Source organism: Flavobacterium sp. GW823-FHT04A11 (genome assembly GCF_058796535.1).
The window spans coordinates 2,094,555-2,110,046 of record NZ_CM179503.1 but is presented as its reverse complement, the minus strand read 5'-3'; the positions used below and the strand labels follow the sequence as shown (position 1 = coordinate 2,110,046).

Sequence of the window (15,492 nt, the reverse complement as noted above, 5' to 3'; positions counted from 1 at the left end):
TTTTTTATGAGGACTTGAAACGGAAAGCTGGAAATAGCTACAAAAAATATTCTAAATTTAGATTGTTGCTTTTAAATTAACCTCTTTGTCAACAGATTATTTTTATTTGATGGTTATTTACATTGTTATTATTAAATCTAAAATCAATCCCGAAGTCTCGGGACTAAAATCTAAAAATCTTTTCTCTGCCATCTTGTCATAATTATACCTTTTGCGTTATCTTTGCACTTTGAAATTATACAATGGAAAAGATTATTGAAGAAAGCAAGCAGGGCGAAAGTCTTGTTTTGGAGAATAAACCTGAGAATACAAAAAAACTTTTTATAGAAAGTTACGGTTGTGCGATGAATTTTTCGGACAGTGAAATCGTAGCTTCCATTTTATCCGGAAATGGATATAACACTACACAAACCCTTGAAGAAGCCGATTTAGTTCTGGTAAATACCTGCTCGATTCGAGATAAGGCGGAACAGACTATTCGTAAACGTCTCGAAAAATATAATGCCGTCAAACGTATTAACCCGAAAATGAAAGTAGGCGTTTTGGGCTGTATGGCCGAGCGTTTGAAAAGTCAGTTTTTGGAGGAAGAAAAAATTGTCGACCTTGTTGTGGGTCCTGATGCTTACAAAGATTTGCCTAATTTACTGGCAGAAGTGGAAGAAGGCCGTGACGCGATTAATGTAATTTTATCGAAAGAGGAAACATACGGAGATATTTCGCCGGTTCGTTTGATGAGCAACGGAATCACAGCGCTGGTTTCGATCACTCGTGGTTGCGACAATATGTGTACGTTTTGCGTGGTACCTTTTACGCGTGGACGTGAGCGTAGCCGTGAACCTCAAAGTATTATGTCTGAAATTCAGGATTTATGGGATAAAGGCTTTAAGGAAATTACTCTTTTAGGTCAAAACGTTGATAGCTACCTTTGGTATGGGGGCGGTTTGAAAAAAGATTTTGAAAATGCCTCAGAAATGCAAAAAGCCACTGCAGTTGATTTTGATCAATTGCTTGAAATGGTTGCTGTTGGTTTCCCAAAAATGAGAATCAGATTTTCGACTTCTAATCCGCAGGATATGCACGAAAGCGTATTGCACGTTATTGCGAAACATCCAAATATCTGTAAACACATTCACTTACCGGTTCAATCCGGAAGTAACAGAATTTTAAAAGAAATGAATCGTTTGCATACGCGTGAAGAATATATGACGCTGATTGATAAAATCAGAGCTATTATTCCGAATGCTTCGATTTCGCAGGATATGATTGCCGGTTTCCCAACAGAAACAGAACAAGATCACCAGGATACGATGAGTTTGATGGAATATGTGAAATATAATTTCGGTTATATGTATTCGTATTCTGAACGTCCGGGAACTTTGGCCGGAAGAAAAATGGAAGATGATGTTCCTGAAGAAACTAAAGCCAGAAGATTGCAGGAAATTGTCGATTTACAACAAAAACATGCCTGGTTTAGAAGCGAGGAATTCGTAGGTCAAATTGTTGAAGTTTTAGTTGAAAAAGTTTCTAAAAAATCAACTGAAGAATTCTCAGGAAGAAACTCGCAAAGTATTACAGTAGTTTTCCCAAAAGAAAATTATAAAATTGGGGATTTCGTAAACGTAAAAATCACAAGCTGTACTAGTGGAACTTTGAAAGGTGAAGCGGTGGGATTGAGTGAAATGAATTAATTTTTTTTAACCGCAAATTTCACAAATTTTCACAAATTAATTCTTCATGACTACCGAATATTATTATAAGAAAGATGAAAACTATCAAATAGTAGGGATATGTATGGAAGTGCATCGATTATTGGGTCCTGGTTTACTTGAAATTGTATATAAAGATGCATTAGAAATTGAATTTAAAAATCATAGAATTCCTTATCAACGGGAAAAGGAATTTGCAATTGAATACAAAGGAGTTATTTTACCTCATAAATTTTATGCCGATTTCATAGTTTATGATGACATAATATTAGAAGTAAAATCTGTAAAAGAAATTTGTAATGATCATCTTGCACAGACATTAAATTATATGAAACTAGCAGATACTCCCGTTGGAATAATTGCAAACTTTCAAAACAAATCATTAATACATAAACGATTAATAAATTCATAAAATAAATTTGCGCTAATTTGTGTAATTTGTGGTTGATTTAAAATTCATGCTAATCATTTTAATCTTTGGCAAAAAGAAAAAACTATTATTTGTGGTTTTAAGACTCGCATACATTCCGTAACTTGAAACCTGAAACAAATAAAAACTTGAAACAAGACATACATGGAAACAGTTCAAGCAATAAAACAACGATTTGAGATTATCGGGAATGACCCGAAATTAAATCGCGCCATCGAAAAAGCCATTCAGGTTGCTCCTACTGATATTTCGGTAATGGTAACTGGGGAAAGTGGTGTTGGTAAAGAAAACATTCCAAGAATAATTCATTCGCTTTCACACAGAAAACATGGAAAATATATTGCTGTAAACTGCGGAGCCATTCCGGAAGGAACTATTGACAGTGAACTTTTTGGACACGAAAAAGGCGCTTTTACAGGAGCAACAAGTACACGTGAAGGTTATTTTGAAGTAGCTGACGGCGGAACTATTTTCCTGGATGAAGTTGGAGAATTGCCTCTAACGACTCAGGTTCGTTTGCTTCGTGTACTTGAAAATGGCGAATTTATAAAAGTCGGTTCATCACAGGTTCAAAAAACGAATGTCAGAATCGTTGCAGCTACGAACGTGAACTTATTCAATGCCATTGAAAAAGGAAAATTCCGTGAGGATTTGTATTATCGTTTGACTACAGTCGAAATTACTTTACCGCCATTGCGTGAAAGAAACGAAGACATTCACTTGTTATTCAGAAAATTTGTGGCCGATTTTGCGCATAAATATAAAATGCCGCCGTTAAAATTAGACGACGATGCCGTTCAGCTTTTGCAAAAATTCAGATGGAACGGAAACATTCGTCAATTGCGAAATGTAGCGGAACAGATTTCGGTTTTAGAGACAAATCGCGATATTACTTTGGCAACTTTGCAATCGTATTTGCCTACTGAAGGAAGCAACTTACCATCTGTAATCAACGATAAGAAAAAAGAAAGTGACTTTAGTACCGAAAGAGACATTTTATACAAAGTGCTTTTTGATATGAAAAGCGATTTGAATGATTTGAAAAAACTGACTTTGGAATTGATGAAAAACGGCACATCAAAAGTGCAGGATATCAATCCAAATTTAATTCAGAAGATATACGGTTCACAGGAAAATGACAGCGAAATTGATTTCGAAGAAGAACCAAGAACAGCGGTTATGACACCTGCAACGCGCGAAGACAATTATCAGATTCAGGATGATAATTATTTATTTGCCGAAACAATTGAGGAAGAAGAGATTTTACGTTTAGAACAAAAAGAAATCGAAATGATCAAAAAATCATTAGAAAAAAACAAGGGAAAACGAAAAGCTGCTGCTGATGAATTAGGTATTTCTGAAAGAACATTATACCGAAAAATTAAACAATTCGACTTATAAAAATAAAATAAAATTCCAAAAATAAAATCCAAATTGCTTCGCCTGTTCGCTAACGCTCGGGTCCAAATTAGTATATTTGAAAAAAATTGGAATTTAAATATTGGAATTTCCACTAAACATCTTATGAAAAAAATATATTCTTTTTTCGCATTAATGAGCTTATTTATGTTAAGCGGCTGCGGATATTACAACTTTACAGGACAAGCAGGAAAAATTGATGCAAAAACGTTTCAGGTAAACTTTTTTCAGAATAATGCTGATTTGATTGAACCGGGAATCGACAGGGATTTTACATTGGCTTTGCAGGATTTAATTCAAAATCAAACCAACTTAAACTTAGTAAGTTCAGGAGGAGATTTGATTTATGAAGGAGAAATTATAGATTACAGAACAACACCAATGACTGCAACTGCAGATCAGCAAGCGGCACAAAACCGTTTGACAATTCGTGTAAATGTTCGATTTACAAACAAAAAGAAAGAAACAGACGATTTTGAAAAATCATTCGAATTCTACAAAGATTATCCTGGAACACAGCAACTTGTGGGATCTTCTTTAAATGCTGCCATCAAAGAGATTTACGACAGGATTACTCAGGACATCTTCAATGAGTCATTGGCAAAATGGTAAAAATGTTGGTTTGTTAAATCGGTTAATCGTTGAATCGGTTTTGCAAACGATTAAACAATTAAAAAAATAAACGATTAAACTAAAGAATAAAAATGAATGTAACTGATTATACATACCTAATAAACAAACCCGATGCCATTACAGAACAGCAAGCGGAGGCATTAGGCAATGTTTTGATTGAATTTCCGTATTTTCAAAGTGCCCGTGCATTGCGATTAAAAGGACTTTACAACCAAAATAGTTTTAAGTATAATTATGCTTTAAAAGTTACAGCCGCTCATACTGCAGATCGTTCTGTGTTATTTGATTTTATTACTTCGGAAACTTTTACCTCGATTCAGAATGATTTTTATGATAAAAAACTTCGAGATCTTTTAAACATCAACGTTTTTGACAGCGAAGTTGTTTCGCCTGACGAAATCAAAAAAAGTTTCGAAGTACGAATTGATCCAATCGAGCAATCAATATTAACTTCTATAAAACAAGCAACTTCAAATATAGTTGAAGAAGCGGTAAAAACAGAAGAAAAAATCAGCGAACCTATTATAGAAGAAACCGCTTCAATTCCGGTTGAAGAAACGAAATCTATTTTTGAAGAAGTAGTACAGCCAGAAGAAAATACTCAGGCTACTAATATTGAAGAATCACCGGAAACTTCAGTTGAAGAAACTAAACCAGTAGTTTTTGAAGATGTAATAACAACAGAAGAAAAACAAGAAGATAATATTGAAGAAGCTCCGGCAGCTTTGTCTGAAGAAACTTTACCTATTATTCTTGAAGAAATAAAAACAGAAGAAACAATCGATACTATTAAGGAAGAAACAACCGTAATTCCTGTTAAAGAAACAAGACATACTTTTTTTGAAGAAGTAGTCGATGACGAAGAAATTGAAGAAGAAACTATTCATCCTATTATAGAGAAACCTGTTTTGGCTTCTATTGAAGAAACTACGCCTGTTTCTGAAGAGCCTAAAAAGTTCAACGAAATACGAATTGATCCAATTGAAGAATCAATATACAATTCTATTAAAGAAGCTACCACTGTTGTTTTTGAAGAATCAAAACCTTCAGACAAAGAATCTTTGGCGATAATAGAAGAACCAAAATACATAGAAGATTTACCTAAAGAAGTAGCAACTTTAGTGTTTGAAGAAGTAAAAACTACTGAAGATAAACCTCTTGAAACTGATACAACTGTTTTTGAACAGCCAAAAGTTATTGAAGAAAATCCGAAAGAGTTAATTTCTTTTATTCTTGAAGAACCTATATTTATAGAAGCTAAAGAAGATAATGCAATTGTTTCCGAAGAAGTAGAAGAGGAAGAAGTAGAAGAGGAAGAAGTAGAAGTGATAGAAAGTGAGTTTATCGAAGCTATAACTTTAATTCCAGAAGTACCTCAAGCAATTGAAGAACCAGAAACTCCATCTCAGGAAACTGTGAAAATTGCTAAAGAAAATCTGGAGATCGGAAAGCCTTTGGATTTTTCTGTAAGCGAAAAACATTCTTTTCAGGAATGGCTTCAACTGGCAAGACCGGAACCTATTGACAGATCGAATGAAATTTCAACAGACGTAAAAGCAGAAGATAAAATTGTAAAAGAAGTAGAAAAAACTCCGGAAATTATTTTAGAAAAGGTTGTTCCTTTTGAAGTAATTGAAGACGAGAAAAAGAAGAAGGCACAGCTAATCGATAAATTTATAGAAACGAATCCTAAAATTCCGCCGATAAAACCAACACCGATAACGCTTCCGCCTGTACAGTTTGACATTAATCAGGACGATAATTCATATTTGATGACAGAGACTTTGGCCCGTGTTTATCTGGAACAAAAAAAATATACAAAAGCAATACAAGCATATGAAATATTAATTTTGAAATATCCAGAAAAAATTAGTTTCTTTGCAGACCGTATTTCGGATATTAAGATTTTACAACAAAATAACAATAATAATTAAGCAATGAGCACATTTTCAATTTTTTTAGTTTTAATCACAATAGTTTGTTTTCTATTGATCGTAGTAATCATGGTTCAAAACCCTAAAGGAGGCGGATTATCGTCTACAATTAGCGGAACTCAAATGTTAGGTGGAGTACAAAAAACAACAGACTTTTTAGACAAAAGTACTTGGACATTGGCTACTATTTTGATTGCTTTAATCTTACTTTCGAGTTTAAGCTTTACAGGATCTTTAAGCGATACTGATTCTAAACTTATTGAAAAAACAGAAGCTCCTGCAACAAATACACCAGCAGCTCCGGTACAGCAAACACCTGCTCCGGCAGCACCTGCAGCAAAATAATCATTTTGATATAATATGAAATGCCAGCCTGTCAAAGCTGGCATTTTTTTTAAGAAATAATGTCAGTTTTTAGACCATGGCATAATTTCTGAAAGTTTATTGAACATTAAAAAACGTATAACATAATAATATAAAATCATGGCCTTAAACATTAAACCGCTTTCAGACCGCGTACTTATCGAGCCTGTTGCAGCTGAAACCAAAACTGCCTCAGGGATTTTTATTCCAGATACTGCCAAAGAGAAACCACAAAAAGGAACTGTAGTTGCAGTAGGAAATGGATCTAAAGATCACACTATGACCGTAAAAGTTGGCGACACTGTTCTTTATGGTAAATATGCCGGAACAGAATTAAAACTTGAAGGAACTGATTATTTGATTATGCGTGAGGATGATATCCTTGCAATTATCTAAAAACATAAGTCTCAAGAATAAGTATCGGGGAAACCTGAAACAACTCAAACTTTAAACAAAAAATTAAAATGGCAAAAGATATAAAATTTGATATTGAAGCACGTGACGGATTAAAACGTGGTGTTGATGCATTAGCAAATGCTGTAAAAGTAACTCTTGGACCGAAAGGTCGTAACGTAATTATTGGAAAATCATTTGGTGGACCAACTGTTACTAAAGATGGTGTTTCTGTTGCAAAAGAAATCGAATTAAAAGACCCATTAGAAAACATGGGCGCGCAAATGGTTAAGGAAGTAGCTTCTAAAACTAATGATTTAGCGGGTGACGGAACTACAACTGCTACAGTTTTGGCTCAAGCAATCGTAAAAGAAGGTTTGAAAAACGTTGCTGCAGGTGCAAATCCAATGGATTTGAAACGTGGTATCGATAAAGCTGTTGAAGCTATCGTTGCTGACCTTGCAAAACAAGCTAAAGTGGTTGGAAGTGATTCTGATAAAATCAAACAAATTGCTTCTATCTCTGCAAACAATGACGAGGTAATTGGTGAGTTAATCGCTACTGCTTTTGCGAAAGTTGGAAAAGAAGGTGTTATTACTGTTGAAGAAGCTAAAGGAACTGACACTTTTGTGGATGTTGTTGAAGGTATGCAGTTTGACAGAGGATATCTTTCTCCTTATTTCGTAACAAATCCTGAGAAAATGGAAGTTGAGCTTGACTCTCCATACATCTTATTATACGATAAAAAAGTTTCTTCTTTAAAAGAATTATTGCCAGTTTTAGAGCCGGTTGCTCAATCAGGAAAACCATTATTAATTATTGCTGAAGATGTTGACGGAGAAGCTCTTTCTACTCTTGTAGTAAATAAATTAAGAGGTGCTCTTAAAATTGCTGCTGTAAAAGCTCCAGGTTTTGGAGACAGAAGAAAAGCAATGCTTGAAGATATTGCAATTTTAACTGGTGGAACTGTAATTTCTGAAGAAAGAGGTTATACACTTGAAAATACAACTATCGAAATGTTAGGAACTGCAAAAAGAGTTTCTATCGATAAAGACAACACTACAATTGTAAGTGGTGCTGGTGAAGCTGATATCATCAAAAACAGAGTAAACCAAATTAAAGGTCAGATGGAAACTACAACATCTGATTATGATAAAGAAAAATTGCAGGAGCGTTTGGCTAAATTAGCTGGTGGTGTTGCGGTTCTTTATGTTGGTGCTGCTTCTGAAGTTGAAATGAAAGAGAAAAAAGACAGAGTTGACGATGCTTTACACGCAACTCGTGCTGCTGTTGAAGAAGGAATTGTTGCCGGTGGTGGTGTTGCTTTATTAAGAGCAAAAGCTGCTTTAGCTGATCTAAAAGCTGACAACGCTGACGAAGCAACAGGAATTCAGATTGTATCTCGCGCTGTTGAATCTCCATTAAGAACTATTGTTGAAAATGCAGGTCTTGAAGGCTCTGTAGTAGTAGCAAAAGTTTCTGAAGGTTCGGGTGATTTTGGATACAATGCAAAAACTGACGAATATGTAGACATGCTTACAGCTGGAATTATCGATCCTAAAAAAGTTACTCGTGTGGCATTAGAAAACGCTGCATCTGTTTCGGGAATGATTCTTACTACAGAATGTGCATTAATTGATATTAAAGAAGAAAACGCTGGCGGAATGCCAATGGGTGGCGGTATGCCAGGAATGATGTAATTCATCCTTTTCTTAAACTTAAAACGCCAGATAAGAATCTGGCGTTTTTTTTGCCACGAATTCACGAATTAATTATCAGATCTTTACGAATATTTTTAGCCACAGATTACACAAATTAAAAGGTTTTAATCTGTGTAATCTGCGGTAAAAAAGTTAATCACAAAGAATTGAATAATTAATTCGTGAATTCGTGGCTATTTTTTTATTTAACATTCTCTTTTTCTTTAAAAAATCTCTTATCTCTATCTTTGCTCCTCTATTAAAATTGCAAAATGAGAAAATTTACCACTCACCTTTTATCTTTTACATTCTTACTTCTTACCACTCTTTCACATTCCCAAACCAATAAAGACGCTTATGTCGTTTTAGTCTCCATGGATGGATTTCGTTGGGATTATCAAAAACAATTTAATCTTCCAAATTTAAAGCAAATTGCCAAAGAAGGCGTTCACGCAAAGTCGATGAAACCTTCTTATCCGAGTAAAACTTTTCCGAATCACTATTCGATTGTAACCGGACTTTATCCGGATCATCACGGAATTATCAATAACGTTTTTTATGATAAAACTTTAAATGAATCTTTCGCTTTATCAACCAATGCAAAAAATGATTCTCGTTTTTATGGAGGAAATCCCATTTGGAATGTAGCCGAGCAACAAGGTGTAAAAGCAGCTTCTTTCTTTTGGCCGGGATCTGATACGGATCAAAAAAGACCTGGTATTTATAAAAATTATGATGGTAAAATTCCGTATGAAGCCAGAATTGATACTGTGATGAAATGGCTACAGCTTCCGGAAAAACAACGTCCGCATTTAGTGACTTTGTATTTTGATGAGCCTGATCATACCGGACATAATTTTGGTCCGCTTTCGCCGGAAAATAAAAAAATGGTCATCAAAATGGATTCTATTATGGGAGAATTATCCCGTAAATTAGATCAGTTAGCCATTGGAAAACAAATCAATTTGATTATTGTTTCAGATCACGGAATGACGGACATCAGCAATGATAAAAAAATAGCTGTTTTAGATTATTTAAAACAGGAATGGCTGGGTTATAAAGATGTAATTAATCCCATTATGAGTCTTCAGGCAAAACCGGGCTATCAGGATTCTATTGCAAAAGCGTTGAAAAAAGTACCCCATGTTAAATTCTGGAAATCAGGCGAAGTTCCTAAAAGATTACATTACGGAACCAATCCAAGAGTTCATGATTTTGTTATTGAAGCTGAAAAAGGATATAGTTTAGTCAACAATAAAACGCAAAACATAAAAGGCGGAACCCACGGGTATGACAATAAAGAAAAAGATATGCATGCTATTTTTTATGCAAAAGGTCCCGCTTTTAAAGTAGACAAAGAAGTAAAAACATTCCAAAATGTATCGGTTTATCCTTTAATTGCACATATTTTAGGTTTGCAAATTGAGAATGTTGATGGGAAGTTTAGTGATGTTAAGAATATGCTGAAAGAGAATAATTAGAGAATATGCCAATTGGATAATTAGATAATTTTAACTTGGATAATTTTCCAAAAACTGAATTGCCTCCAGCTTTAGCTGGAGGAATAAATTAGATTATAAAAAGGCTTTAGCCAAACTTTATAGTTCGGCTAAAGCCTTTTGTGTCTTCAATTAAAGACCTCCAGCTAAGCTGGAGGCAATTTACAATACGGTTTTCAAGATACAGTAAGTAATTATCTAATTTTCTAATTGCCACATTATCTAATTTCCCAATTAAAACCCTGTAGAAACAGAAACTGATTTCCATCCCTCCAATTCACCCTGAACACTTGCTATTTTTTGGTTTGCCATATCGTAGGCATCTTGTCCCAAAAATAAATGTAAAGGTGGATTTTGATCGTGACTTACTTTTATTAAAGCTTCAGCTAATTTTACCGGATCTCCCGGCTGATTTCCGTTGATATCATCTTTGTGAGCGCTTTCAGATTCTCTTACGTTTTTATATTCTGCAATTGGGTTTTCAGGCAATAATAATGAACTGTCTTTTAAGAAATCGGTTCTAAAATAACCCGGGTAAACAATAGTTGCATGAAGTCCAAATGGTTTTATTTCAGCAGCCAAAGATTCTGTTAAACCCGCAACAGCAAATTTTGTTGAGCAGTAAATTCCCCAACCCGGAAATTCTCCATAATAACCTCCAACAGAAGAAATATTAAAAATATGTCCTGATTGTGCAGCACGCATATAAGGCATTGTATTTCTGATTACATTCAATAACCCGAAAACATTTACTTCGTAATTTTTTCTGGCTTCTGCATCCGTTAATTCTTCTAATGTTCCTAATAAACCATAACCTGCATTGTTTACTAAAACATCAATTGTTTTAAAATGGCTTACCGCTAATTCGATTGCATTTTTCACGCTTTTCTCATTCACCAAATCCATTTCAAGAGGAAGAAAATTGTTAGAAGCATTTCCTAATTCCTTAATCAAAGCGCTTTCGCTTCTTGAAGTTGCTGCTACTTTATAACCTTCTGCCAATAATTTTTTTGCTAATTCTAATCCAAGTCCTTTTGAAGCACCTGTGATAAACCAAACTTTGTTATTTTCCATGATTTTAAATTTTTACGTTTAATTACAAGACAAAGGTATTGTCGAAGTGCTTGTAAAAACTTAAACCAATCAAATGAGAAGTTACGAAAATCAAACAATTTCCGTTACGCGATAGTTTTTTGGCGAAAGCTGAACATTTTTCTTAAAGAAATTGATAAAATGAGACAATTCTTCGAAGCCCAAACACCAGGCAATTTCATTAATATTCCAATTGGTTTGTTTGAGTAAAATCATAGCTTCCTGCACAATTCTTTCGGATATAATTTGAGAAGTTGTTTTTCCGGTTGTTTCTTTTAATGCTTTATTCAGATGATTTACATGCACATTTAACTGGCTTGCATATTCTGAAGGCGAGCGAAAATTAATTTGCTGTGAGATCGATTCAATTGGAAATTGTCTTTCTAATAATTCTAAAAACAAAGATGAAACTCGAATCGTTGCATTCGATTTACTATATAATGAAGTAGTTACGGTTTGTGTTTTGAGTGCAAGATGAATAATTTCGAAAACCAAATTTCGAAGTACGTCATATTTAAAAGCGTAATCTGAATTGATTTCGTCAAACATTCTTAAATAAACTGATTTTAAAGATTCAGCCAGTTCTTTTGAAATTGGAACAATAGGATTTCCTCCGGGTTGAAATAATGGATATTCTTTTAAATTTCCATATTGACTGAAAAAAGCATCTGTAAAAATGCAGAAAAACCCAGTTTGGTTTTCATCAATCTGTTCCCAATTATACGGAATTTGCGGATTGGCAAAAAACAAAGCCTGATCTTCAATCTCGGCGATCTTATCAGCATAATGCACTTTATTTTTTCCAATGATTAAACTGATTTTATAAAAGTCTTTTCGAGTGTAAGGAAATGGCTTGCAAATACTTCCAACGAAATCATCCAATTTAAAAACATTAAAATGTCCGATTTCTTTTTTAAGATTCTCGGGCATTCCGTTTACTTTGATGGTATAAAAATCTTCTAAGGTTTCTGTTAGTTTCATTTTACAAAGTTATAAAAATCAAATTATTTAAATTAGAAAATGTGTCAATTTGATAATTTGATAATTATAGTATCAATCAATTGTCACCCTGAGCGGAGTCGAAGGGCGCTCCAATTTGCACGTGAGCTTCGACTTCGCTCAGCCTGACAAACTAAACATAGAATTGCAAGTTAGATTACTATAGAGGTCTTGTAAATGCAACAAACCCGACAGGTTTTAAAAACCTGTCGGGTTGACTAGACGAAGACGTAATGCTGTCCGCTTCTTATTTTTCAATTATCTAATTTTCAAATTGGCACATTGACACATTAGCTCACCACCTTATACTTAGGATCTTCAATCACATTTACATTAATAACGGCATCTGCATTTTTTAGCAAAATCCTGCAATCTTCGCTTAAATATTTCAGTTCTATTACTTTGTTTAACTGATTGTATTTTTTAGTCAAATTATTTACCGCTTCAATTGCCGACATGTCTGCAATACGGCTTTCTTTAAAATCTATAATGACATGGGAAGGATCATTTTGAACATCAAATTTTTCCATAAAAGCGGCGATTGAGCCAAAAAATAAGGGCCCGAAAATTTGATAATGCTTCACTCCTGCTTCATCAATAAAATGTTTTGCACTGATTCTTTTGGCACTTTCCCAAGCAAACACCAAAGCCGAAATAATGACGCCAACTAGAACCGCCAAAGCCAGATTATGCAATACAATCGTAATTACAGCAACAAGAATTCCAACAAAAATATCGTGTCTCGGCATTTTATTAATGACCTTAAAACTTGCCCATTCAAATGTTGTAATGGCCACCATCATCATAACACCAACCAAAGCTGCCATTGGTAATTTTCCAATTACAGGCGCTCCAAAAAGTATGATTAATAAAATCGTCAATGCAGCAATTATTCCTGAAAGTCGGGCCCTTGAACCTGCACCAAGATTTACTAAAGTCTGTGCGATCATCGGACAGCCTCCCATTCCGAAAAAGAAACCGTTCAGAATATTTGATCCGCCCTGAGCGATACATTCTCTGTTGCTGTTTCCGCGGGTTCCGGTAATTTCATCTACCAGATTTAACGTCAATAATCCTTCGGTTAAACCAACGGCGGCCACAATTAAAGAATAAGGGAATATCACTTTTAAAGTTTCAAAAGAAATTGGAATATTCGGAATATGAAACGGAGGAAATCCGCCTTGAACTGAGGCAATATCTTCAACAGTTTTGGTTTCGATGTTAAAAATAATGACCAAGGCAAAAACCAACATAATCGCGACTAAAGAAGCCGGAACTGCTTTTGTAATTTTAGGAAAAAGCAATACAATACCAATTGTTAGCGCTACCAAACCCAGCATAATATAAAGCGGTGTTCCCTGAAGCCAGGAGACCTGACCGTTTACAATGGTTTTGAATTGTTCTAATTGTGACATAAAAATGACCACTGCAAGTCCGTTTACAAAACCAAACATTACAGGCTGCGGAACAAGTCTGATAAATTTTCCGAGTTTAAAAAGTCCGATGCAAATTTGTACTACGCCTCCCAGTGCGACGGCTGCAAAAACATATTCTATGCCGTGTGATTTCATCAATGCAATCAAAACAATCACCGTTGCTCCCGCTCCGCCTGAAATCATTCCGGGTCTTCCGCCAAAAATTGCCGTAACCAAACCTGCGATAAAAGCGGCATATAAACCAACCAAAGGAGGAAATCCGGCCAAAATTGCAAACGATAATGATTCAGGAATCATAGTCATTGCGACAGTTAAACCGGCTAAAATTTCGTTTTTGTAATTGACTTTTTGTGAAAAGTCAAAGAGAGAAAAAGCTTTTTTCATAAGTCGCAAATTTAAAAAAATAATGCGCATAAAGCCAAGAAACCTTTTCCCTTAAAAAAAGAGGAAAAAATAAGGAAAATATACAGGACACTTTTTATTTAAAACTGTTCCAGAAGCAACGTTATAAGCGAAAGAATAAAACTCAACATAAGTGAAAAATTAAAATTATTTTGAAGAAATTATTCCGTCAAAATTATTGAAAACGAAGTATAAAATAACGGGTATTTTTACCCTTTTTTATACTAAAATCAAGTTTAATTACTCTAATGCCACACAAACATAACCCAGACAATTTACATAATCTATAATGTTTTTAGGTTCAAGTTCTGCGCCTTCAACCCTTAAAATTTTATCGCAGTCTTCTAAATCAAAATTGATTTTATAATCAGGAAACTGACTTTGTATCACGGCAATAACATAATTTTTGTCTGCCTCTTTCTGAACATTTGTTTTAAAAACCTCAACTACCATAATTATTTGTTTAAATTATAATAAATCATGAATTTCGATTAAAAAGGATTGTATGATATTCCGAATCTAAAATATCCCTGCGTGTCTTCACTATGGTCATAAACATATTTATTGGTTCTTTCGCCCTTTTCGGTAATTCGGGTACTCAATACGTTATTAACTCCGGCTTTTATAAAACTGATTACTTTTGGCGTAATGCAGTATTCGTAAGTAATTCCGGATTTTAGCTCCAACTGATTCAACTCATAAATTCCTTTTAAATTTGAGGTGTTTAAATTTAAGTAAAAACTTTCAGAGTTTAATTCAGTTCCTAAGGAAATTCTTCCATTTTCCAGTAATTCTCTTCTAAACAATAATCTTTGAGGTAAAATGAAGTCAACATCCCATTTTGAATCCTTAAACTTATGATTATAAGTAAATAACGGCGTAAGCGGAATTATAGCTGACGGATCGAGCATGACCAAAGCACCTGCTGTTATTGTCGTATTTTCTGTTCGTTTCAAAACCAAATTTGCCGTAACAAATCCTTTTATACGCTGTACGCCATCTTCATTCTTTTTCTCTTGTATAATTGGTATCCGAATTATAATTGTAAATATCTCCAAATCCGTATGTTTCATATTTATAACGCAGCGAACCGGTTAAAATAAGACGCTTCGATTCTGATACATAAAATGGCATATTAAACGCCACTTTTAATCTGTTGTGATTTTCAATTCTGCCTCTTTCAAAACGATTCCCAAACAATTCCGAATCATAATTTGTTGGTCCTAATTGCTCGTATTGCACATCTAAAATTCTCGTCGTGGGAAATTTATCTGTAATTGCTTTTACCACGGTTTGCATCGGAGCATTTTTTTCCTGAGCCATTGTGTGCAAAGACGTACATACAAATAGAACTGAGATGATTCTTTTTCTCATAAAGTAAATGTGGTATTGTTGATTTTTGGAATGATTTAAACCCGGAGCAAATGTAAATGACAAGCTTCTTTTATAATAGTATAATTATACTAATGGCGTAACATTTATACCA

15 protein-coding genes are annotated in these 15,492 nt (G+C 34.4%); 9 read left to right on the top strand and 6 right to left on the bottom strand.

Annotation, left to right across the window (positions count from 1 at the left end; genetic code table 11):
• Positions 1-242: 242 nt before the first annotated feature.
• The 9 genes from miaB (at position 243) to AC3QL1_RS09175 (ending at position 10,059) form a co-directional block, all read left to right on the top strand.
• Positions 243-1,688, top strand: a complete 1,446-nt coding sequence (miaB, locus tag AC3QL1_RS09215) for a tRNA (N6-isopentenyl adenosine(37)-C2)-methylthiotransferase MiaB (protein ID WP_492496980.1) — start codon at positions 243-245, stop codon at positions 1,686-1,688.
• Between the two features lie 46 nt (positions 1,689-1,734).
• Positions 1,735-2,118, top strand: coding sequence for a GxxExxY protein (locus AC3QL1_RS09210; protein WP_492496979.1), 384 nt, complete (start codon positions 1,735-1,737; stop codon positions 2,116-2,118).
• A gap of 162 nt (positions 2,119-2,280) precedes the next feature.
• Positions 2,281-3,537 (top strand): sigma-54 interaction domain-containing protein, encoded by a 1,257-nt coding sequence (locus AC3QL1_RS09205; protein ID WP_042563870.1) that lies wholly within the window; start codon positions 2,281-2,283, stop codon positions 3,535-3,537.
• Between the two features lie 123 nt (positions 3,538-3,660).
• Positions 3,661-4,167, top strand: coding sequence for an LptE family protein (locus AC3QL1_RS09200; RefSeq protein ID WP_492496976.1), 507 nt, complete (start codon positions 3,661-3,663; stop codon positions 4,165-4,167).
• 92 nt (positions 4,168-4,259) lie between these two features.
• Positions 4,260-6,122 (top strand): tetratricopeptide repeat protein, encoded by a 1,863-nt coding sequence (locus AC3QL1_RS09195; protein WP_492496974.1) that lies wholly within the window; start codon positions 4,260-4,262, stop codon positions 6,120-6,122.
• Between the two features lie 3 nt (positions 6,123-6,125).
• Positions 6,126-6,467, top strand: coding sequence for a preprotein translocase subunit SecG (gene secG, locus AC3QL1_RS09190; protein WP_042563867.1), 342 nt, complete (start codon positions 6,126-6,128; stop codon positions 6,465-6,467).
• 138 nt (positions 6,468-6,605) lie between these two features.
• Positions 6,606-6,881 (top strand): co-chaperone GroES, encoded by a 276-nt coding sequence (locus AC3QL1_RS09185; RefSeq protein ID WP_012023920.1) that lies wholly within the window; start codon positions 6,606-6,608, stop codon positions 6,879-6,881.
• A gap of 68 nt (positions 6,882-6,949) precedes the next feature.
• The gene (groL, locus tag AC3QL1_RS09180) at positions 6,950-8,578 is read left to right on the top strand and encodes a chaperonin GroEL (RefSeq protein WP_492496971.1); all 1,629 of its coding nucleotides are present in this window, start codon (positions 6,950-6,952) and stop codon (positions 8,576-8,578) included.
• A gap of 272 nt (positions 8,579-8,850) precedes the next feature.
• Positions 8,851-10,059: an alkaline phosphatase family protein gene (locus tag AC3QL1_RS09175; protein ID WP_492496970.1), complete on the top strand. Its 1,209-nt coding sequence runs from the start codon at positions 8,851-8,853 to the stop codon at positions 10,057-10,059.
• 252 nt (positions 10,060-10,311) lie between these two features.
• On the opposite strand, the gene AC3QL1_RS09170 is transcribed toward AC3QL1_RS09175, so the two are convergent.
• From AC3QL1_RS09170 to AC3QL1_RS09145, 6 genes are all read right to left on the bottom strand, one after another.
• Complete coding sequence (locus AC3QL1_RS09170; RefSeq protein WP_492496968.1) at positions 10,312-11,151, bottom strand: oxidoreductase; 840 nt, start codon at positions 11,149-11,151, stop codon at positions 10,312-10,314.
• Positions 11,152-11,241: 90 nt separating this feature from the next.
• Positions 11,242-12,150, bottom strand: coding sequence for a helix-turn-helix domain-containing protein (locus AC3QL1_RS09165; RefSeq protein ID WP_492496967.1), 909 nt, complete (start codon positions 12,148-12,150; stop codon positions 11,242-11,244).
• A 308-nt stretch (positions 12,151-12,458) separates the two neighbouring features.
• Complete coding sequence (locus AC3QL1_RS09160; protein WP_492496965.1) at positions 12,459-13,988, bottom strand: SulP family inorganic anion transporter; 1,530 nt, start codon at positions 13,986-13,988, stop codon at positions 12,459-12,461.
• A gap of 258 nt (positions 13,989-14,246) precedes the next feature.
• Positions 14,247-14,459 (bottom strand): hypothetical protein, encoded by a 213-nt coding sequence (locus AC3QL1_RS09155; RefSeq protein WP_154781253.1) that lies wholly within the window; start codon positions 14,457-14,459, stop codon positions 14,247-14,249.
• A 38-nt stretch (positions 14,460-14,497) separates the two neighbouring features.
• Positions 14,498-15,079, bottom strand: a complete 582-nt coding sequence (locus tag AC3QL1_RS09150) for a hypothetical protein (RefSeq protein WP_492496963.1) — start codon at positions 15,077-15,079, stop codon at positions 14,498-14,500.
• On the bottom strand, positions 15,009-15,380 hold the full coding sequence (locus tag AC3QL1_RS09145) for a hypothetical protein (protein WP_492496961.1): 372 nt from the start codon (positions 15,378-15,380) through the stop codon (positions 15,009-15,011). Before AC3QL1_RS09145 ends, AC3QL1_RS09150 begins: the two co-directional genes overlap by 71 nt.
• Positions 15,381-15,492 lie beyond the last annotated feature (112 nt).